Annotated in this window: 12 protein-coding genes, 2 tRNA genes and 3 rRNA genes; 3 read left to right on the forward strand and 14 right to left on the reverse strand. The window is 39.5% G+C overall.

All coding sequences use genetic code 11. From position 1 onward, the window contains the following. Positions 1-27 precede the first annotated feature (27 nt). From F938_RS11950 to F938_RS11995, 10 genes are all read right to left on the reverse strand, one after another. Complete coding sequence (locus tag F938_RS11950; protein ID WP_005032064.1) at positions 28-531, reverse strand: DUF2004 domain-containing protein; 504 nt, start codon at positions 529-531, stop codon at positions 28-30. A 220-nt stretch (positions 532-751) separates the two neighbouring features. Next, positions 752-866: ribosomal RNA gene (gene rrf / locus F938_RS11955) — 5S ribosomal RNA — on the reverse strand. A gap of 170 nt (positions 867-1,036) precedes the next feature. Next, positions 1,037-3,927, reverse strand: a 23S ribosomal RNA gene (locus F938_RS11960). Positions 3,928-4,284: 357 nt separating this feature from the next. Next, positions 4,285-4,360: transfer RNA gene (locus F938_RS11965), tRNA-Ala, on the reverse strand. Positions 4,361-4,404: 44 nt separating this feature from the next. After that, positions 4,405-4,481 (reverse strand) — tRNA-Ile (locus F938_RS11970). Between the two features lie 59 nt (positions 4,482-4,540). After that, a 16S ribosomal RNA gene (locus tag F938_RS11975) occupies positions 4,541-6,079 on the reverse strand. Together the 16S, 23S and 5S rRNA genes with 2 tRNA genes alongside form the textbook arrangement of a ribosomal RNA operon. A 448-nt stretch (positions 6,080-6,527) precedes the next feature. After that, a complete protein-coding gene (locus F938_RS11980) occupies positions 6,528-7,556 on the reverse strand; it encodes an alpha/beta hydrolase (RefSeq protein ID WP_005032066.1) in 1,029 nt (342 codons plus the stop codon). Continuing rightward, complete coding sequence (locus F938_RS11985; protein WP_005032067.1) at positions 7,556-8,704, reverse strand: YdcF family protein; 1,149 nt, start codon at positions 8,702-8,704, stop codon at positions 7,556-7,558. The genes F938_RS11980 and F938_RS11985 overlap by 1 nt, the downstream gene beginning before the upstream one ends. A gap of 14 nt (positions 8,705-8,718) precedes the next feature. Continuing rightward, entirely contained in the window at positions 8,719-9,747 is a 1,029-nt protein-coding gene (murB, locus tag F938_RS11990) for a UDP-N-acetylmuramate dehydrogenase (RefSeq protein WP_004824251.1), read from the reverse strand. Positions 9,748-9,777: 30 nt separating this feature from the next. Next, a complete protein-coding gene (locus F938_RS11995; RefSeq protein ID WP_004824252.1) occupies positions 9,778-10,290 on the reverse strand; it encodes a low molecular weight protein-tyrosine-phosphatase in 513 nt (170 codons plus the stop codon). A gap of 122 nt (positions 10,291-10,412) precedes the next feature. Here F938_RS11995 and F938_RS12000 point away from each other — a divergent pair, with 122 nt between their 5' ends. The 3 genes from F938_RS12000 to F938_RS12015 all read left to right on the forward strand — a co-directional run bounded on the left by F938_RS12000 (position 10,413) and on the right by F938_RS12015 (position 14,003). Continuing rightward, positions 10,413-11,567, forward strand: coding sequence for an iron-containing alcohol dehydrogenase (locus F938_RS12000; protein ID WP_005032070.1), 1,155 nt, complete (start codon positions 10,413-10,415; stop codon positions 11,565-11,567). A 712-nt stretch (positions 11,568-12,279) separates the two neighbouring features. Further along, a complete protein-coding gene (locus F938_RS12005) occupies positions 12,280-13,086 on the forward strand; it encodes an OmpW/AlkL family protein (protein ID WP_005032071.1) in 807 nt (268 codons plus the stop codon). Between the two features lie 482 nt (positions 13,087-13,568). Continuing rightward, on the forward strand, positions 13,569-14,003 hold the full coding sequence (locus F938_RS12015) for an acyl-CoA thioesterase (RefSeq protein ID WP_004824257.1): 435 nt from the start codon (positions 13,569-13,571) through the stop codon (positions 14,001-14,003). Positions 14,004-14,062: 59 nt separating this feature from the next. Here the strand turns inward: F938_RS12015 and F938_RS12020 are convergent, their stop codons facing one another. The 4 genes from F938_RS12020 to F938_RS12035 form a co-directional block, all read right to left on the reverse strand. Further along, positions 14,063-14,782 (reverse strand): MgtC/SapB family protein, encoded by a 720-nt coding sequence (locus tag F938_RS12020; protein WP_005032074.1) that lies wholly within the window; start codon positions 14,780-14,782, stop codon positions 14,063-14,065. Between the two features lie 790 nt (positions 14,783-15,572). Next, on the reverse strand, positions 15,573-17,804 hold the full coding sequence (dnaX, locus tag F938_RS12025) for a DNA polymerase III subunit gamma/tau (RefSeq protein ID WP_005032076.1): 2,232 nt from the start codon (positions 17,802-17,804) through the stop codon (positions 15,573-15,575). Positions 17,805-17,871: 67 nt separating this feature from the next. Then, on the reverse strand, positions 17,872-18,609 hold the full coding sequence (locus F938_RS12030; protein ID WP_005032078.1) for a hypothetical protein: 738 nt from the start codon (positions 18,607-18,609) through the stop codon (positions 17,872-17,874). A 186-nt stretch (positions 18,610-18,795) separates the two neighbouring features. After that, complete coding sequence (locus tag F938_RS12035) at positions 18,796-20,283, reverse strand: SmvA family efflux MFS transporter (RefSeq protein ID WP_005032079.1); 1,488 nt, start codon at positions 20,281-20,283, stop codon at positions 18,796-18,798. Between the last annotated feature and the right edge of the window lie 58 nt (positions 20,284-20,341).

The raw sequence follows: 20,341 nt of genomic DNA on the forward strand, positions 1-20,341 counted from the left end.
TGAACATGTTAGGTTTAACTCTGTATATCAGCTCTCCCAACTCAAATGATCTAAATGACCTTGATGATCTGTTTTAACCACCATCAGTTGATCAGATAATTCACTGTTAACTGTGTAATCAAACACTGCAAAATACGATGTGTCATATTTCCCATCGGGATAAAGCCCTATCCTTGTTAAATATAACTTGTTTAAAAACTGTTGTGTCTTGTCTATTGAGTTGGAAATCCCGATGTGTGCTAAGAAATCATCACCCAATTCATCAAGATGAAAATCCACATATTCTTTGACAGTCCCGTCCTGCTCACCTTCAAAATTTTGTTGAATATAAGCGTGGTTGTTTTGGTCAAATTTTTCTATATTTTCTATAAATGATTTAACTCGTTCAAAATTTTCTAAACTCAAAGTATTCGCTTCAAAATTCAAATCGATTTGAACCACTTTTCCATTCACCTCAGCATCGACTTCATAATATTCTTCTAAGTTTTCTGAGTTTATAGTTCCAAAATACGGCAAAGTATATGATGGCATTTTTATAGTCCTCATGCTTTTATGTTTAAACGATGTATTCGGCTTAACCAGATTAAATTATTTTAGACACTATTTACTATTGGTTAAAATATATGAATGGTATATTTTTGCTATTCTATTTCATATTTTCCTATATTTGTTCTTTATGGGACTTTTTCACTTTTCTTCACGCATAAAAAAACACCCTCAACAGTTAGTTGAGGGTGTTTTAAGAATTAAAAGCTGGCGATGACTTACTCTCACATGGGTAACCCCACACTACCATCAGCGCTAAGAGGTTTCACTTCTGAGTTCGGGAAGGGATCAGGTGGTTCACTCTTGCTATTGTCGCCAGCAAACTGTTATGGACTTTTTCGGGTCTTATGGGTATGCCTTACTTTGTTCCAAATGAGTTTAACAGAAGAACATTTGAGTTGGTTATTGTAACTAGCTTTACAACTAAATCAAGTTTCTTTGATCTTTTATGAATCAAATGATGCTTCACATACAACTGCTTGGGTGTTGTATAGTCAAGCCTCACGAGCAATTAGTATTGGTCAGCTTCATGCGTCACCGCACTTCCACATCCAACCTATCAACGTCGTAGTCTTCAACGGCTCTTTAGAGGACATAAAGTCCTAGGGAAATCTTATCTTGAGGTAGGCTTCCCGCTTAGATGCTTTCAGCGGTTATCCCTTCCGAACATAGCTACCCGGCGATGCGACTGGCGTCACAACCGGTACACCAGAGGTTCGTCCACTCTGGTCCTCTCGTACTAGGAGCAGATCCTCTCAAATTTCCAACGCCCACGGTAGATAGGGACCGAACTGTCTCACGACGTTCTAAACCCAGCTCGCGTACCTCTTTAAATGGCGAACAGCCATACCCTTGGGACCTGCTTCAGCCCCAGGATGAGATGAGCCGACATCGAGGTGCCAAACACCGCCGTCGATATGAACTCTTGGGCGGTATCAGCCTGTTATCCCCAGAGTACCTTTTATCCGTTGAGCGATGGCCCTTCCATACAGAACCACCGGATCACTAAGACCTACTTTCGTACCTGCTCGACTTGTGGGTCTCGCAGTTAAGCGCGCTTTTGCCTTTATACTCTACGCGTGATTTCCGACCACGCTGAGCGCACCTTCGTACTCCTCCGTTACTCTTTAGGAGGAGACCGCCCCAGTCAAACTACCCACCAGACATGGTCCTCGTCCCGGATAACGGGACAGAGTTAGAACCTCAATATTACCAGGGTGGTATTTCAAGGATGGCTCCATAGCAACTGGCGTCGCTACTTCTAAGCCTCCCACCTATCCTACACAAGTAAGATCAAAGTTCAATGTCAAGCTGCAGTAAAGGTTCACGGGGTCTTTCCGTCTAGCCGCGGGTACACCGCATCTTCACGGCGATTTCGATTTCACTGAGCCTCTGCTGGAGACAGCGCCCCCATCATTATGCCATTCGTGCAGGTCGGAACTTACCCGACAAGGAATTTCGCTACCTTAGGACCGTTATAGTTACGGCCGCCGTTTACTGGGGCTTCGATCAAGAGCTTCGCTTACGCTAACCCCATCAATTAACCTTCCAGCACCGGGCAGGCATCACACCCTATACGTCCACTTTCGTGTTTGCAGAGTGCTATGTTTTTAATAAACAGTTGCAGGGGCCTGGTTTCTGTGGCTGCCAATAGCTCAAGGAGCAAGTCCTATCACCGTCAGCAGCGTACCTTCTCCCGAAGTTACGGTACCATTTTGCCTAGTTCCTTCAGCAGAGTTCTCTCAAGCGCTTTGGTCTACTCGACCTGACCACCTGTGTCGGTTTCGGGTACGATTCCTGTGTAACTGAAGCTTAGAGACTTTTCCTGGAAGCATAGTATCAGCCACTTCACGAGTAAACTCGCTTGCTATCAGTTCTCAGCATAGAGCACCCCGGATTTGCCTAAGATGCATGCCTACAACCTTCCACCTGGACAACCAACGCCAGGCTGACTTAACTTTCTCCGTCCTCTCATCGCATTACACAGAAGTATTGGAATATTAACCAATTTCCCATCGACTACGCCTCTCGGCCTCGCCTTAGGGGTCGACTCACCCAGCCCCGATTAACGTTGGACTGGAACCCTTGGTCTTTCAGCGAACGGGTTTTTCACCCGTTTTGTCGTTACTCACGTCAGCATTCGCACTTCTGATACCTCCAGCATGCTTCTCAACACACCTTCATCGGCTTACAGAACGCTCCCCTACCACGTATACAATGTATACATCCGCAGCTTCGGCATATAGTTTTAGCCCCGTTACATCTTCCGCGCAGGCCGACTCGACTAGTGAGCTATTACGCTTTCTTTAAAGGGTGGCTGCTTCTAAGCCAACCTCCTAGCTGTCTATGCCTTCCCACATCGTTTCCCACTTAACTATAATTTTGGGGCCTTAGCTGGCGGTCTGGATTGTTTTCCTCTTGACTACGGACGTTAGCACCCGCAGTCTGTCTCCCGGATAGTACTCATAGGTATTCGGAGTTTGCATCGGTTTGGTAAGTCGGGATGACCCCCTAGCCGAAACAGTGCTCTACCCCCTATGGTATTCGTCCGAGGCGCTACCTAAATAGCTTTCGGGGAGAACCAGCTATCACCGAGTTTGATTAGCCTTTCACCCCTATCCACAAGTCATCCCCTGGCTTTTCAACGACAGTGGGTTCGGTCCTCCAGTTAGTGTTACCCAACCTTCAACCTGCTCATGGATAGATCACCCGGTTTCGGGTCTATACCCAGCAACTAAACGCCCTATTAAGACTCGATTTCTCTACGGCTCCCCTATGCGGTTAACCTTGCTACTGAATATAAGTCGCTGACCCATTATACAAAAGGTACGCAGTCACCGAACAAGTCGGCTCCCACTGCTTGTATGCATGCGGTTTCAGGATCTATTTCACTCCCCTCACAGGGGTTCTTTTCGCCTTTCCCTCACGGTACTGGTTCACTATCGGTCAGTCAGGAGTATTTAGCCTTGGAGGATGGTCCCCCCATATTCAGACAAGGTTTCACGTGCCTCGCCCTACTCGTCATCATTATATGTGCACTTTCGTGTACGGGACTATCACCCTCTACGGTAGCACTTCCCAGAGCTTTCCGCTAATACACATATAACTTAATGGGCTGATCCCCGTTCGCTCGCCGCTACTGAGGGAATCTCAATTGATTTCTTTTCCTAAGGGTACTGAGATGTTTCACTTCCCCTCGTTCGCCTCGCATGACTATGTATTCATCATGCGATACCTACCTTATGGTAAGTGGGTTTCCCCATTCAGAAATCTCCGGATCACAGGATATTTGCCGCCTCCCCGAAGCTTATCGCAGGCTATTACGTCTTTCATCGCCTCTGACTGCCAAGGCATCCACCACATGCACTTAATTACTTGACTATACAACCCCAAACAGTCGTTAATCCCTACAAGGAGGATCAACAATGTGGATTTAACCACTTCTATTTGTTGCTTGTGAACTTAATCACTGTACAGCTTCAATTTAATTCATATACCAAAACGCTTGATTCAGTTTTATCGCTAGTTCTCATTTCATTCCGCTTTAACAATTGCTTGTTAAGCTTCATAAAACGAGTTAAACAATTATTTCAACTCAAATATATTCTGTTAATGATTCACTACCGCCTCGTCAGCAAGTAGTTCACTGTGATAAATCACAGAAGTTAATAAACTCTATAAACTTCAGTTCATTAATTTCTATAATCAATCTTTTTTAATCAGGTAACTGCGTAGTAGTGGTGGAGACTAGGAGAGTCGAACTCCTGACCTCCTGCGTGCAAAGCAGGCGCTCTACCAACTAAGCTAAGTCCCCAGCTTAAGATCTTAATATATCTGCTCTTCTGTGTTCAGTAGACTTGGTGGGTCTGACAAGACTTGAACTTGTGACCCCACGCTTATCAAGCGTGTGCTCTAACCAACTGAGCTACAGACCCTCAGATACATCAATGAAGAACAACTTGTTGTGGATTCTTACCAATCGTCAATCTTTCGTTAAGGAGGTGATCCAGCCGCAGGTTCCCCTACGGCTACCTTGTTACGACTTCACCCCAGTCATCGGCCACACCGTGGTAAGCGTCCTCCTTACGGTTAGACTACCTACTTCTGGTGCAACAAACTCCCATGGTGTGACGGGCGGTGTGTACAAGGCCCGGGAACGTATTCACCGCGGCATTCTGATCCGCGATTACTAGCGATTCCGACTTCATGGAGTCGAGTTGCAGACTCCAATCCGGACTACGATCGGCTTTTTGAGATTAGCATCCTATCGCTAGGTAGCAACCCTTTGTACCGACCATTGTAGCACGTGTGTAGCCCTGGTCGTAAGGGCCATGATGACTTGACGTCGTCCCCGCCTTCCTCCAGTTTGTCACTGGCAGTATCCTTAAAGTTCCCATCCGAAATGCTGGCAAGTAAGGAAAAGGGTTGCGCTCGTTGCGGGACTTAACCCAACATCTCACGACACGAGCTGACGACAGCCATGCAGCACCTGTATGTAAGTTCCCGAAGGCACCAATCCATCTCTGGAAAGTTCTTACTATGTCAAGACCAGGTAAGGTTCTTCGCGTTGCATCGAATTAAACCACATGCTCCACCGCTTGTGCGGGCCCCCGTCAATTCATTTGAGTTTTAGTCTTGCGACCGTACTCCCCAGGCGGTCTACTTATCGCGTTAGCTGCGCCACTAAAGTCTCAAAGACCCCAACGGCTAGTAGACATCGTTTACGGCATGGACTACCAGGGTATCTAATCCTGTTTGCTCCCCATGCTTTCGTACCTCAGCGTCAGTATTAGGCCAGATGGCTGCCTTCGCCATCGGTATTCCTCCAGATCTCTACGCATTTCACCGCTACACCTGGAATTCTACCATCCTCTCCCATACTCTAGCTTCCCAGTATCGAATGCAATTCCCAAGTTAAGCTCGGGGATTTCACATCCGACTTAAAAAGCCGCCTACGCACGCTTTACGCCCAGTAAATCCGATTAACGCTCGCACCCTCTGTATTACCGCGGCTGCTGGCACAGAGTTAGCCGGTGCTTATTCTGCGAGTAACGTCCACTCATCTTGGGTATTAACCAAAAGAGCCTCCTCCTCGCTTAAAGTGCTTTACAACCATAAGGCCTTCTTCACACACGCGGCATGGCTGGATCAGGGTTCCCCCCATTGTCCAATATTCCCCACTGCTGCCTCCCGTAGGAGTCTGGGCCGTGTCTCAGTCCCAGTGTGGCGGATCATCCTCTCAGACCCGCTACAGATCGTCGCCTTGGTAGGCCTTTACCCCACCAACTAGCTAATCCGACTTAGGCTCATCTATTAACGCAAGGTCACAAGTGATCCCCTGCTTTCCCCCGTAGGGCGTATGCGGTATTAGCATCCCTTTCGAGATGTTGTCCCCCATTAATAGGCAGATTCCTAAGTATTACTCACCCGTCCGCCGCTAGGTCAATTACCGAAGCAATCTCCCCCGCTCGACTTGCATGTGTTAAGCCTGCCGCCAGCGTTCAATCTGAGCCATGATCAAACTCTTCAGTTAAAATCATTAGTGACTTAAGGTCACAATTCTGGCTCATCAATGTACTGACAAATTCTCTCAAATAAACTTCGAGTAATTTAAACCAATCAATCAATGATAATATTTCGATCAATCAATCAGTAAAAATCCACACAAGTTGTTCTTCATATTCTCTTAATGATCAATTTACCACCTCGTCAGTGATAAATAAGACGCAATAAACATTCAACAACTTAACCCTCTAAGCTAAGTTCGTTTGCTGTATCGCGTCGGGATGCTGCGTATTCTATATATTTTTTATAGACACGCAACCCCTATTTTGAACTTTTTCAACCACATGGTTATTTTTTCAACAAAAAGCGCAAAAAAAACTGCATTTTTCACTCATTTTTTAAGCACTTCTTTAAACTCATGCTTTTAAAATCTTAAAAAAGACCTCATCAATCAATAGTCGTTATTTGATTCTTATTCAAAAATAATCACCTGAAGAATGTGCATGTAAGAAAGCAGGGATTAATCCCGTTAATGCTGCCCGAATATCTGCACGTTCATTAATGAGTTGATGCGATCCTTCTTCAAGAATTAATAAAGTTTGCAATCTGAATTGGCGACGTACGAAATCAATATTATATTTCCAATCCACTGTTTGATCTTGAGCACCTTGTGCCAACCACACAGGTATACGACATTTTGGAAATTCTTCCATTTCCTGCATCCATTTCGACATTGCAAGAATCCAGTCCATTCCCATCATACGGGGTTGCAAAGGATCTTTTAGTCGTACAAATCTTAAAAACTCTGGATTATGATTATTGCGTTTAAAATGACGTGGAACTTCTCTTTTAATTCTACGAATAATACCCAAACCAATAGAATTGTGCCACCATGCGGTTTTAGCTGGTCTCACCAAAGGTGATAAGAGTAAAACACGATCAACAATTGGATTTTCTCTTTTTTGTGCATATTCAAGTAAATGATGCATCCAAATTGCACCACCTGTACTCTGTCCTACCCCCAACCAAGGTTTAGGAAGATGCTGTGAGTTTTTAACATATTGGTAAACAGCATGCAGCACTTGTTGATAGTGGTCAAAATTTTTAATATTTGCTGGAGAGCCATTACTTAAACCATGTCCTGGCAAATCATAAGTAATAACACTAAAGCCTTGTTCAAGGATTTCTTTAACAATCGGTTGATAGATACCACTATGCTCTAAATAACCATGTAATAAACAGACTGTTCCTTTTACTTTTTCAATTTTAGGCTTAAATACCTGAACATGCAGTTTAAACAACGGCATGTCAATAAAGCCTTGCCATTGAACACAATCTAATTGATCAAAACCATAAAGTCGTTGATAAGCCTTTATTTCTTGGTTTGGCACATAGGTACGATTTAAATTTAAAGCTTCTAATAGTTGTGGTGTGGTATCACGACTTGGTACTGGCAAATCAAGTTGTTTTAAAATTGTAGGATTTAAAAATGGGATATCCGCCATTAAGGCACCTCTCTACAGCCACTCGAACCAAACAACATATCTCGAATTGTTGCTAAAGTTTCATAGTTGGCTCTGCGGCTATGATCATAATTCTGTTTGCTTGGTTGCCATTCTGTAAGTTGAGTAGGCATTGGTGCGTCCACTGGAATGGTTTCTATACCATTCAATGCAAATAAACGACGTGTTCTAGGCATGTGATAACGATCTGTAATCAACATGACTGTAGGTGCTCCACCTTTTTTTTGTAATAGTAATGAGCTAAAACGTGTATTTTCACAGGTATTCATACTGCGATTTTCCAATAATTTTGCCTGCACCCCACGTTCAGCCAACCACTTTTGCATATAAGGTGCTTCAACGCCACTCAACACAATAGGCAGTTTGATTTTTTTCTCTAGTTCAATAGTCGTTTCCAGTCTTAGTTTAGTGTAATCATTGACAATAATATCTTTCTGATTTTTATCTAAAGTTAGACCACCACCCAAAACCACAATGGCATAAGGTTGACTGACTGGTTTTGGGAGTTCACTATTTTTATTGGGTAAGCTTTCTAAATCTTGTTGTACTTGTGAACTTGATAATTCAACGGCAGAAGCTGAGGGATTTTCATATAAAGCCTTATCATCAACCTTATATTTTTTTAAGAAAGTTAAATATTCATCCATCAGCGCTTTGTTGTCTTCACTATTTAAATCTAATAAGTTTTTAACCACATCATTAGGCTGGTCTTCTACAGCATCAGAAGCTGCATGTTCAGACACTAAAGGAATCACTGGTTTGATTTGCTCTTCATCATCTTCTTTTTGTTCTTTGGCAATTTTTTCCTGTAAAGCTCGATAACGCAATTGAAGAGCAAGCAAATCCTTAGCATCGTTGTTCTTTAACAGTTCTTCCATCAACTTTAGATAAGCTTGACGAGCAATCCACAAATCCGAACCTGGTTCTAAGTTTTCTGTTTCAGATAATGCCGCATTTTGTTGGCTTTTTGCGGCAACCTGATTGACTTCAACAGGCACAAATGTATTGAGAATCCTCACCATAAGGTTCGAATAAAATGGCGTATACCAAAATACAATCAGACAGCCAAAAAGTACAAATAGTATTGCAACCATCCGTAAAAATCTGACCATCCAATGTTGTTTAACCATATATAGACTCAATGTTAATGGTTCTGAATTAATCCCATTTCGTTAAAAAGTACAGGTTCTGGCTCTAACTGCACAGCAAACTGATCAAACACATCCCGCTGAACAGCTCGATAAGCCGCTTGAACATCTGACAATGTTGCATCCGCATAATTCACCAGAACTAAAGCTTGTTTATGGAACATGCCGACTTGATTAAGTTGCTTACCTTTCCATCCTGATTGGTCAATCAGCCAACCAGCTGCAATTTTAACGCGATCCTCTGTTTGAGGATAATGTGGAATATTAGGGAATTTTGCAATTAATTGTGAAAATACATCTCGCCCAATAATCGGATTTTTAAAGAAACTTCCGACATTTGGATATTCCTTAGGATCAGGAAGTTTACTTTGTCGAATTTGGATGACTTGTTTTTGCAAATTCTCCGCACTCAAGTCATCTGCCATTGCTGCTTTTAAATCACCATAGTTGATTTTTAAATCAGCCTGTTTCAGTAATCTAAAAATCACATGAGTAATAACATAACGATTTGGATCATCTTTAAAAATACTGTGACGATAAGAAAATTGACAATCCTGAGCACAGATGGAATGCATTTGCTCTAATTCACGATCATATACTTCCACAGATTCAATAAACTCACCTGCTTCAACGCCATAAGCCCCTATATTTTGTACAGGAGAAGCACCTACCAAACCAGGAATCAATGCAAGGTTTTGTAAACCATAAAGATGCTGTGAAGTCGTCCACAATACAAAGTCATGCCAGACTTGCCCTGCACCCACCTTTATTGTTTTACTCCGTTCATCTTCACCGATAAACTCTATCCCCTGTATATCGATCGCAACAACCAGGGCATGAATATGCTCAGGAAGAATCATATTGCTTCCACCTGAAAGAACCAGCACATTTAAATTATTTTGTTTGGAAAATTGCAGTGCGCTTTGAAGGTCAGCAACAGATTGTACTTTGACAAAATGTGATGCAACTGAGTCTAAACGGAGTGTATTAAATGGTTTAAGTTGAACCTGAGATTCAATATTCATAACTTAAATTTCATTCCTAATGTATATCAATTACTTATATTGAAACTGTTGCTGAAAAACTTGCACCCACGCTAAACTACTTGACTCACATTGATCAAGAACACGCTCAAATCCATCTGCTTCACCATAATAAGGGTCAGGAATGGCTTGCTTCGGAAAATCAGCATCATGTTCACTCATCAGCGCAACTTGCGCTTTAACAGACTGTACACCAAATTGTTGAATCGCTTGTTGAAGTAAAGATTTGATATTCGCTAAATTTTCATGATCCATTGCAAGAATTAAATCAAAATCCAAGAAGTCTTGTATTTTTAACTGTCTAGCACGCAAATCTGAAAGATCATAGCCTCTTTTTATTGCATGTTTTTGACTGCGGTGATCAGGTGATTTATTCGGATGATAATTACTCGTTCCAGCTGAATCCACAATCACGTTCAATTGCTGTTCATTACAATAATGTCGCAAGACGACTTCTGCTGTAGGTGAACGACAGATATTTCCTAAGCACACACATAAAACCTTGTATGGCATTTTGGATAACATAAACCGCCTCAAATGATCATTTCTTTTATAAGCGCTTATGTTAAGTTATTTAGCAAGTGAATCCTATAGAACCTTAAAACAATAATGTTAATTTTGTGATGACAGATTAAGGATAGTACACAATGCAGCATTTCCAATTTCAAACTGTAGCCAATATTATTTCTGGGCTAGGATCAGTCCAAGAATTAAAGACAATTTTAGCTAACAAATATAAAAAAGCCTTGCTTGTAACAGATGCAGGGATGATTCAACATGCACTGCATTTACCTGTACTGAAAATTTTAGAAGATGCTCATTTGGCTTATGAAATTTACGCTGACGTTCAGGCTGATCCTGCAGAACATATTGTTCTATCCGCAGTGGAGTTTGCCAAAAAAAATCAAGTCGATGTTGTGATTGGTTTTGGTGGAGGCAGCTCAATGGATGTTGCCAAACTTATTGCAGTACTGGCTCATGCTCAACAAACCCAAAGTATTCAAGAGATCTACGGTATCAATAATGTTCATGGACCAAGACTTCCGTTAATTCTGATTCCAACCACTGCCGGTACTGGTTCTGAAGTTACGCCGATCTCCATTGTTACGACAGGTGAAACGACAAAAACAGGAATTGTCTCACCGATCTTATATGCGGATATCGCAATCCTTGATGCCACATTTACCACTGGTCTGCCACCACATATCACAGCCGCAACTGGCATTGATGCAATGGTGCACGCCATCGAAGCCTATACTTCAAAAATAAAGAAAAACTTTTATGCTGACATGTTGGCAAAACAAGCGCTGAAACTTCTCAATAAAAACTTGAAACTTGTCTTGGCGGATGGGATGAATGTGCAAGCACGTCAAAATATGCTTCTAGGGTCAATGCTTGCAGGACAAGCATTCGCCAACGCGCCTGTTGGCGCTGTTCATGCCCTTGCCTATCCATTAGGTGGACATTTCCACTTATCTCATGGACACACCAATGCTTTGGTTCTATTAGAGGTTTTAAAATTTAATGCCTCTGAAGCCAAAGCTCACTACGCTGAACTGATGCAATGGTTAGATCCATATAGTAAAGGCAGTGTTGAAGGTCTCTGTGATTTATTTATCGACCATATGCAAAACCATCTCAACAATAGTGGCTTAACCCTAAAACTGAGAGAGTTAAATGTACAATCTCAACAACTTGAAGTCCTTGCAGAAGATGCAATGCTTCAAACACGCTTATTACAAAACAATCCTAAGGTTTTAAACTACACCGATACACTCAACATTTATCAGGCAATTTATTAGGGTCTATTGAGATTTCAACAGCACATTGCGTTATCGATTAATACGACATAAACAAGAAGTGAAATACCAACAATCGCCATACTATTGTCGAGTTTCGAAATGCAGTTGAGGAAGACTTTAATCACAACCAGCTGAATAGAGATATTTTACGAGGTCTACCTTAGGTTTTGCTGACTTAGCATCACTGAGTTTCACAAAACCTGCCAAGTGATATCTAAAAAAATCTTTATTACAAGCATCTGTAAAGTATCAACCAACTTAAAACACATCATCAGAATGCTTGCGATTGATGTTGTAAAATCATCTTTAAATACAGTTAAGCTATAAAGCGATTTACTTAGGTAATGCACTACATTTCAAACAAAAAGTAAAAACTGTCTTTTGATCATGAAAGACTAGCCTGATTCCTCTAGCATAAGAAATTGCTAAAATCCGCGAACAAATCTTCACAAGAAAAACCTTAAATTATCAACATGTGCAAAAAACAGTCAATAAAATTCTATTTTTTAATCAAATAGATTATTGCGTATTTTAGAAAATATCTATTTATAACTTTAATTATCATAATATTATTTTAATTACTTATTATTTGTATGACTGACTGGTTGATAATTTACCGTGTTTTCCGTTTAACTTCTAAAATAATTACTCTAAAATCGCCGACGATCTTAATCGGGAAATTAAGATAACAGACAGTATTGGAAATGATTCTATGAAAAAACTTACATTGGCGATTTTACCATTAGCAGCGTTTGGCTTAAACACTGTTACTCATGCAGCGACTTCAGACGGTAAAACTTTTGCTGTTTCTACAGGTTGGTTGCATGTAATGCCACAAAGTAAGGGACAAGGTGTCAATGGGAAAACAGGTAATTCACCTTACTTAGGTCCCTTGGCTAATTTACAAGCAGCTAATCCTGATGCTGGTTTTGAAGTACAAAATGCTGATACTGCAGGTTTGATGCTTGATTATTTCGTCAATGATAACGTTTCATTAGAATTAACTTTGGGCGCACCTCCTGAAATGGAACTTGCAGGCAAAGGCAGCATTAAAGTTCATGGGATCAATGTCATTGACCTCAGCAAATATGACAAAGCTGCAACTACAGATGCCTATACACCAACCATTTCTGGTCGTTATCACTTTGGCTCGATCAACAATAAAATCCGCCCTTATGTTGGTGCTGGATTGATGTATGCTCACTTCTCAAATGTTGAAACTGACCGCGCGATTAATCAGGCACTGAAGGCAAATCCTTATCTTGCTCCGTTCAATCCAGAATTGGGTAAAGTAAAAGTTGATGATGCTTTTGCACCAGTGGCTATTCTTGGTGCTGATTTCAACATCAACAAAAACTGGTATGCAACAGCTTCTGTGTCTTATGCGCACCTTACAACTAAAGCTAAATTAAATGTAAATGGTACTACACCAGCTGGTACTACAACATTGATCTCAGGTCAAAGCAGTATCGAAATTAAACCAATTGTGACTTATTTAGGTCTAGGCTACCGTTTCTAATTAATGAAGTCTGATTGAGATCAGTCTTCATTTTCTATAGCTCATTGAGTCATACTTAATGAGCTTTTTATTTTTTAAATCATCCTTAATACATATCATCCTGCGATGTATCCAACAAAATAGAATCGCTTTAAAACCATCATCATTTTGAATAAAAACAAACAACGCTCTCATCCCATAAAAGATCTTTGTCATCTCTGGAAAGTAAGACATCACTGAAGTAAATCAATTAAAATTTTTGTTAAAATATAAGGCTGTGAAAATGTCTGATCTCTATTATCCAAGTTTTCTTAGATGGTATCAGTAAGATAAATAAATCTAAAATTGTATAAAAGATACGCTTTATACGAAAAACATCGTCATATCTATTCAGTCTTGTAGAATGATATGATGAGAAATTGATTAAATTTGATGTACATCGCTTCTTATTCACACTGTCATCGTTTTAATGTAAATGTCCGTTTAGCGCAGAGTAAAGTAAAATGAAACCACAAATAAAATTACGTGATCAATATGCCTTTATTTTCCCAATTCAAACACGTTGGGCTGACAATGATATTTATGGTCATGTGAATAATGTAACCTACTATAGTTATTTCGATACCGCAGCCAATGCATTATTAATTCAAAAAGCGGACTTTGATATCCATCAATCGCCGATCATTGGCCTAGTTGTAAATTCTTCTTGTGATTTTTTTCAAGAACTCACTTATCCCGAAATTATTGAAGTAGGCGTTGCCATTTCAAAAATAGGAAACGCTTCACTGACTTATGATTTAGCAATTTTTAAACAAGGACAAAGCCAAGCTTCAGCTCAGGGGCAATTTGTTCATGTATTTGTCTCTCGTGAGACAAAAAAAAGCACCCCAATCCCTCAAGATATGCGAGATGCTTTGCAGATTTATCTTAGTGAATAATTCATTTTAAGCTCTATAGCTAAGCCAGATCGAATAAACTATATTTCAAAGATAATATTTTAAGCTAAAGTATTTTGATCCCAAAAAGCCTGACTGACTTCAGGCATTTGATTTAACATTTCAATAATGGGCTGAATTTCTTTTTCCTCAACCGAGTTTGCAATCAAAATTGCCTTAATCTCAACATCTTGTTCTCCAAAAGGCTCTACGTCAAAATCTTTGGCTGGAAAGTGATAATGCTTTAAAGCTTTACTCAACTCATCCATAACATACTTACTATGTTCTTTTTGACACACCACATAAATTTCATGTTGCATTTCTGACTCAACATTGAGTGGCTTGCGGTCGATAATATGACCAATCGGACGTAGCAAAGTATTTGCAGCCAAAATAAAGAGTGTTGCCAATAATGCTTCAACAATACGATCACAGCCTGCTGCTGCACCCACGGCGGCAGAACACCATAGCGTTGCAGCCGTATTCAGACCTTGAATATTACCCTCTTGGCGCATAATCACGCCTGCACCTAAAAAGCCAATACCAGAAACAACATAGGCAATTACTCGAACAGAACCATCAGCGCCAGTTAAATTATTGGCAATATCAACAAAAATAGCAGCACCCACAGCCACCAAAACATTGGTTCTCAAACCAGCTGTACGTTGTCGATACTGTCGCTCAAATCCAATCAAACCACCTAAAATAAAGGCAGAAAAAAGACTAATCAATGTATCAAGCATGTTTGTTAATTCTAAATGTTGCATAAATTGGAGTTGCATCTATACGCTCCACAGTTATTTTAATTTATGGTCTATATCTTTGATATCTCATGAATAACGGAATAAAAATCCTTCACTGTTTTATCACATGCAAATGACAAAAGTATTGCAAAGTATTAAAACTCAACACTTTAAAGATTTTCAATTTCAAAAAATCAGTTAGATATAAATAGTCTGATATTTGAACCAAAGTTGCCTTCTTTACATTAGGGGCTGTGGACATTTCATAAATGGCTTGCGTTGTAGGTTAAAATTGAGCAGGCATGAGGAGTATACTCCGCAAGGAAATGAAGAGAATAGCGAGACTATTCTTAAGTTTCATAACGTAACCTGAGATAATTTTAACCACAGCCCCTAATAACAGGACGATAAAACGAGAGATATAAAAACAGACCTTGAGTAGGCATTTTATTTAAGGAGGAAATGTAATTTAAAAATAGAAATGCAATCTTATTGCAAGACAACATTCTCAAAAGTACCTTGCTTAATAAGTTAGAATCACTATAGATAAACTACAGCACCTCGACGAACTATTTGGCATTTTTAGATACCCCTTTGTTGAAATTGGCGCGATTATAACCACAAAGTCATTAAATAAAAACCGCATTTTTTAATTGATATTTATTTTATAAGATCATTCAACAATATTAAAATTTTGTATGCAGTCACACTTTAAGTTTTAGCCTGCCTTGTTTGATGCACTGGCAACGTCCCTGTTGCACACTAAACACCACCCATCCTCTATATATGATTATATTGAATGCAGATCAAATGTTATCGAAGAATGTATTTAACTTTTGAGTTGAATATTTTCAATCTGACCATCAAATGCATCAATCAAACTTTTTACTACGGGCTCTTGTTGAAGCATTTCAGCTGCACGATCAAAAGCACGCACTTTACGTTCTTTTTGCATCATATACGGTGTAATCGACTCGACCTCACCATACTGAACTGTAAATATCGTTTGTGACCATTGTTGCTTTAAAGCTGCTTCTAGATCATGTTGCGCTTGATTCAGTAATTTTTCATATTTTGGTGAAGTTTGAAAAATAGACTGACCATTAATCATACCCATCATCAAACCATGTTGTGCCAGTTCTTGAACAGCAGGAGAAAGCGAGCTGTTTCTAAACCAATATTCCCATTTATCAACAGTCCAATCTCCTTCTAAATCTTGAGATTGTAACGTTAATATTTGTTGCGGTGTTTGCGCATTATCAGAGGAGCCTAATTGATTCTCAGACTTAACCACCTGAACTTGATTTTCACTTGGCTGCTGTTTTTGGATAGCTTCAGCATTTTCAATATTAAGCTGTTGATCTTGTGCTTCAGGAGCTAAAAAGAACACATCCTGATTTGCTGTTGATGCTAAAGAATTTTCATTTGTACTTTGTGAATGAAGCTCAGCACCAAAGAGCGTTAAATCTGGTGCGGTAGAATCAATAGACATTTCATTTTGAACATTATGATTTGCCTGCTGATCAATGATTAGAGATGGTTCAGTAACCACAGTCTGTATTTGTGCTGTGTTTACTGTGCTATCAATATCTTCAATGAATTGCTCATTAAAAGCATCATCACTATACGGCTCATGATCTTCAATAATCTGCTGTGATAACTCATCCTCAACTGCATCAAAAGCAGGATCACTCACTACAGGGAGTGTTTGTGGCATTACAGCAAAATCAGATTTTAATGGCTCCAACTGTTGTTGAGATAGATCAGGTTCAATAGCCTCACTTTTTATATTAACTTCAGCGTCTATCTTTGCCTCATCGTCTATCTTAGTATCAATCAGATTCTGATCTTTTGCTTGTGCAAATGATTTTACAGTCTGATGAGGTTCAATATCCAAAGGTTTATCTTGAGTTTCAACTGAAAGCGCTTGCTTTTCAATATGCTGTTGTGGTTGAGAAATTACAACTTCATTGACTTGCATTGGTCTAAAAGCAAGTAAACGCAATACCGTCATTTCAAAACCTTGCTCTTGTGTCACAGCAAGTTGCAACTCAGCCCGTCCTTTACATGCAATTTGATAATAGAGCTGTAAATCTTGAGCAGAGACGATTTTCGATAACTGCATAATTTTTTGATTTATTTCAGCACTATATTTTAGGCTGAGATCTGGCAAATATTGCAACATTGCCAACTCATGTAATGTTGAAATAAATTGATCCAAAACCAGTGAAACATCTAAGGCTTGCTGTCTAAATTGTAATAACAACTGACTGACACGTTCCCGCTGATTCTGATGTATTGCCAAAATCAAATCATAAATAATGGTTCGATCTATCAAGCCCAACATTTCTTTAACATCTTGGTGATGAATTGCACCTTGACCATAAGCGATTGCTTGATCAGTTAAAGACAAGGCATCACGCAATGAACCTTGTGCAGATTCCGCAATTTGCCAAATCGCATCTTGCTCTGCTGGTATTTCTTCTTTATTTAAAATACTACTGAGGTGGTGGGTAATTTCATCCACAGCCAATGGACGTAATGTAAATTGTAAGCACCGGGAGATCACGGTAATAGGAAGTTTTTGTGGATCGGTTGTCGCAAATAAAAATTTTACATGCTCTGGTGGTTCTTCCAATGTTTTTAACAAGGCATTGAATGAGTGCGTAGAGAGCATATGCACTTCATCGATCAAATATACTTTAAAGCGACCTTGTGTAGGCGCATAAGGTACATTATCAAGCAGCTCACGGGTATCTTCAACCTTGGTTCGTGATGCTGCATCAATTTCGATGAGGTCAATAAAACGCCCTTCATTCACAGCTTTACATGTTGCACAAACTTCACAAGGTGTCGAAGTTACGCCAGTTTCACAGTTTAAACATTTTGCTAAAATTCGCGCAATTGTGGTTTTTCCGACTCCACGTGTTCCTGTAAATAAGTAAGCATGATGTAAACGTCCACGATCTAAAGCACTGGTCAGCGCACGAGAAACGTGGTTCTGTCCGACCAATTCATTGAAGTTGCGTGGGCGATATTTACGTGCAAGTACCTGATACATGGAAGCTCCTAGTTACAGGTCTAAGGATACTGTTTTTTTGACAATTAGTGAATGAAGAACTGTAGAGTTATTTTTTATTAGAGATAATTCGATCAATTTCTTCAAATTTGACGATTTTAATGACATTTCTTGAACTTTGTTGTAAGAGAATTAGCTTGTCTTGGCTTCCATCTAAAACATACCAATTTATAAGTTCTTTGTCATTTTTCAACTTCGCAACCGGCAATTTTTCAATATCATTTAATTTAATTTGTGCAGAGAAACAAGTTGTTAATGCAAAAAAGACAATGAATACAAATAGTTTAAGCTCTTTATCTTTTTTTATTTCCTTATTTGTGAATATTCCTAAGGTCAATCCAATGAGAAAACTATTCCACAGCATTGAATTGAACTTAATCAAACCAAACAAGGTAAATAAAACAACGATAATGGTGCAAATGACAATGACAAATGTTGTTTGCCAAAATTGAAATGATTCATTTTGTTTAAAAATTTCTTTATATTTACAGTCAGTTAAAATATTTTGAGTGGATAATTTGAAACGTTTTTTCTGTCTAAACTTATATGATTTTTTAATCATCCATTTAAATATATCCATTAAAAAGCCAACAACAAGAATACTTCCTGCCATTAATACAAGAACTTTCAATATTTCAAAAATATAAAATGTAGGTGATAAAATCGACATGACCCAAATTGCATCTAAAGAATAATAAAAATATGCATTGGAAAATACAGATATGGTTAATGCAACAACAGACAAGACACCGAATAATTCTGTAATTGATAATTCTCTTTTTATCATTTAATTAAAATCGAAGTTAGTTTTGCACTTTTTAGCACAATGCTTTCACAGCGTAAAGTTTATGAATCCAACCAAAGTCATTTAAAAATTAAAATTAGCCAAAACTATTATCAACTTCAAATGGTAAAATGTTAGAACTCAATCAAACACTGCTATTAAGCTCTAACTACAAGACTATCAATGCAACTAATTTACTATTTGTTTCTTATCAGGTAATGCACGCCAAACAAATACTGACAAAATTAAAAACATCACACCAGAAATACTCAATACCTTACTATGCGAATGGATAAATGCTTCTGAGGCGGCTTGTTTTACTTGTTGCACCAATGCAGGATCTGCATGCTGAATCACAGACAAAGCCTCACCTATGGATGAACTTACTCCAGCTACCAAACTCTCTGGAAGTGTAGACGGTATAACAATGGATTGCGCATAGAATATAGATAACAGCAAACCAAAAATAGCAATACCTAAACCAGCACCCAATTCATACGCCATTCCCTCAATCGCACCCGCAGCAGTCGCTTTTTCTGGAGACACGGCTGACATAATTGCAGCTGTAGATGACAATAAAGCAATTTCGACGCTAATTCCCATAAACACCATCCACACCCATGCTTGAATATTTTGAGCATTAAAATCAGTCATTGCCAAACCAAAAAAGCAGACCGCACACATCAACATTCCAATTGTTGCTACAGGTCTTAAACCATAGTGATTCATTAAGATACTGGTAAAAGGACCACCGATACTGATTGCGATCATAAATGGTAAGATGAATAGTCCAGCCTCAAGTGGCGTATAACCATACACAAACTGTAATTCTTGAGAAAGCAATAATTCAAATCCAACCAATGCAATCATAGCAACCATTGCCATCACAATACTGGTTGAAATTACAGGATTCTTAAACAGAGTAAAATCAATCATCGGCTGGACCGTACGAAGTTGATGACGAACAAAACCCGTCAGCAAACCCAAGCCCACAACAAAAACCAATACTATAGACAGATCGAATGCATATATTGATGTCTTAATCGAATAGATCAACATCAATATGGCACTAACCAAGATCAAGGCTTGTAATAGGTTTAAAGGTTGATTTGTTTGTACTGTTTGTTTAGGGACTAACCATAAGGTCAAAATTAGCACAAGAATGATAATCGGTACATTGATCAGGAAAACAGCGCCGCAACTAAAGTGCTCTAAAATAAAACCACCCAGTAGTGGACCAAAGGCCGCCCCACCGCCACCGACAGTTCCCCAAATACCCAATGCGTAATTTCGTTGCTTCTCATCCAAAAAAGTATTCCGAACACCTGCCAAAGTTGCAGGTAAAATCATGGCTGCACCGACACCTAAAAATGCTCTGGCTGCTATCAACATATAGGCTGAATTCGCAAAAGCAGCCATTAAGGAAGCCACACCAAAGATACTGGCACCAATCAACATCAGACGTTTAAAACCAATCCGATCACCCAATGCACCCATTGGTAAAATCAAACCTGCCATGATTAGGGAGTAAATATCAATTACCCATAACATCTCATTGGCGGATAATGATAATGCCGTGCTCAATGTTGGAATGGCAACATGGAGTACTGTTGCATCAATTGAAACAGGTAAATAAATGAGTACGATGATTGCGAGAATCACCCATTTGCGGTACATAACACACCTAATTAAAAGTTGGACACTTGTTCAAGTGTAGCGCATTATACCCACACTT

The sequence above is a fragment of the Acinetobacter bereziniae LMG 1003 = CIP 70.12 genome, from assembly GCF_000368925.1.
GTDB lineage: Bacteria > Pseudomonadota > Gammaproteobacteria > Pseudomonadales > Moraxellaceae > Acinetobacter > Acinetobacter bereziniae.

Excerpts from the sequence above, each read along its gene's own strand:
- F938_RS12015 (WP_004824257.1), top strand. The coding sequence starts at position 13,569 with ATGAAACCACAAATAAAATTACGTGATCAATATGCCTTTATTTTCCCA.
- dnaX (WP_005032076.1), bottom strand. The coding sequence starts at position 17,804 with ATGTATCAGGTACTTGCACGTAAATATCGCCCACGCAACTTCAATGAA.
- F938_RS11995 (WP_004824252.1), bottom strand. The coding sequence starts at position 10,290 with ATGTTATCCAAAATGCCATACAAGGTTTTATGTGTGTGCTTAGGAAAT.
- F938_RS11985 (WP_005032067.1), bottom strand. The coding sequence starts at position 8,704 with ATGGTTAAACAACATTGGATGGTCAGATTTTTACGGATGGTTGCAATA.
- F938_RS12030 (WP_005032078.1), bottom strand. The coding sequence starts at position 18,609 with ATGATAAAAAGAGAATTATCAATTACAGAATTATTCGGTGTCTTGTCT.
- F938_RS12005 (WP_005032071.1), top strand. The coding sequence starts at position 12,280 with ATGAAAAAACTTACATTGGCGATTTTACCATTAGCAGCGTTTGGCTTA.
- F938_RS12020 (WP_005032074.1), bottom strand. The coding sequence starts at position 14,782 with ATGCAACTCCAATTTATGCAACATTTAGAATTAACAAACATGCTTGAT.
- F938_RS12000 (WP_005032070.1), top strand. The coding sequence starts at position 10,413 with ATGCAGCATTTCCAATTTCAAACTGTAGCCAATATTATTTCTGGGCTA.
- murB (WP_004824251.1), bottom strand. The coding sequence starts at position 9,747 with ATGAATATTGAATCTCAGGTTCAACTTAAACCATTTAATACACTCCGT.
- F938_RS12035 (WP_005032079.1), bottom strand. The coding sequence starts at position 20,283 with ATGTACCGCAAATGGGTGATTCTCGCAATCATCGTACTCATTTATTTA.
- F938_RS11950 (WP_005032064.1), bottom strand. The coding sequence starts at position 531 with ATGCCATCATATACTTTGCCGTATTTTGGAACTATAAACTCAGAAAAC.
- F938_RS11980 (WP_005032066.1), bottom strand. The coding sequence starts at position 7,556 with ATGGCGGATATCCCATTTTTAAATCCTACAATTTTAAAACAACTTGAT.